The sequence below is a fragment of the Mesorhizobium sp. M1A.F.Ca.IN.020.04.1.1 genome (assembly GCF_003997315.1).
Classification (GTDB): domain Bacteria; phylum Pseudomonadota; class Alphaproteobacteria; order Rhizobiales; family Rhizobiaceae; genus Mesorhizobium.
The window spans coordinates 1-335 of the sequence record NZ_RZSN01000436.1 but is presented as its reverse complement, the minus strand read 5'-3'; the positions used below and the strand labels follow the sequence as shown (position 1 = coordinate 335).

General features: G+C 66.3%; 1 pseudogene. It reads left to right on the top strand.

Annotated features, from left to right (window positions below):
* Positions 1-224 (top strand): annotated as a pseudogene (locus EOA49_RS32410) (nicotinic acid mononucleotide adenylyltransferase); the annotation flags it as partial.
* Positions 225-335 lie beyond the last annotated feature (111 nt).

The following is a 335-nucleotide window of genomic DNA, read 5'->3' as shown; positions in this document are numbered from 1 at the left end:
GCTGGCGCGAGATCGTCATGACCTTCCCGATCGCCGTCATCGACCGCCCGGGCGCGACGCTGTCGTTCCTGTCCTCGGTCGTCGCCAAGACCTTCGACTATGCCCGCATCGACGAGGGCGATGCGCCGCGGCTTGCCCGCATGAAGGCGCCGGCCTGGACCTTCATTCACGGCCCGCGCTCGTCGCTGTCATCGAGCGCGATCCGCAAGCTGGCGAAGGGGTGAGCCCGGCCGCCCGGCCATGTCGCTTTTATCGCTTCCTTTGCCCGTTTCATGGGCAATCCTGAGCAGGCATGTCGATTCCCAGGAAAAACCGCAGCGAAGCCGAGCAGGGCG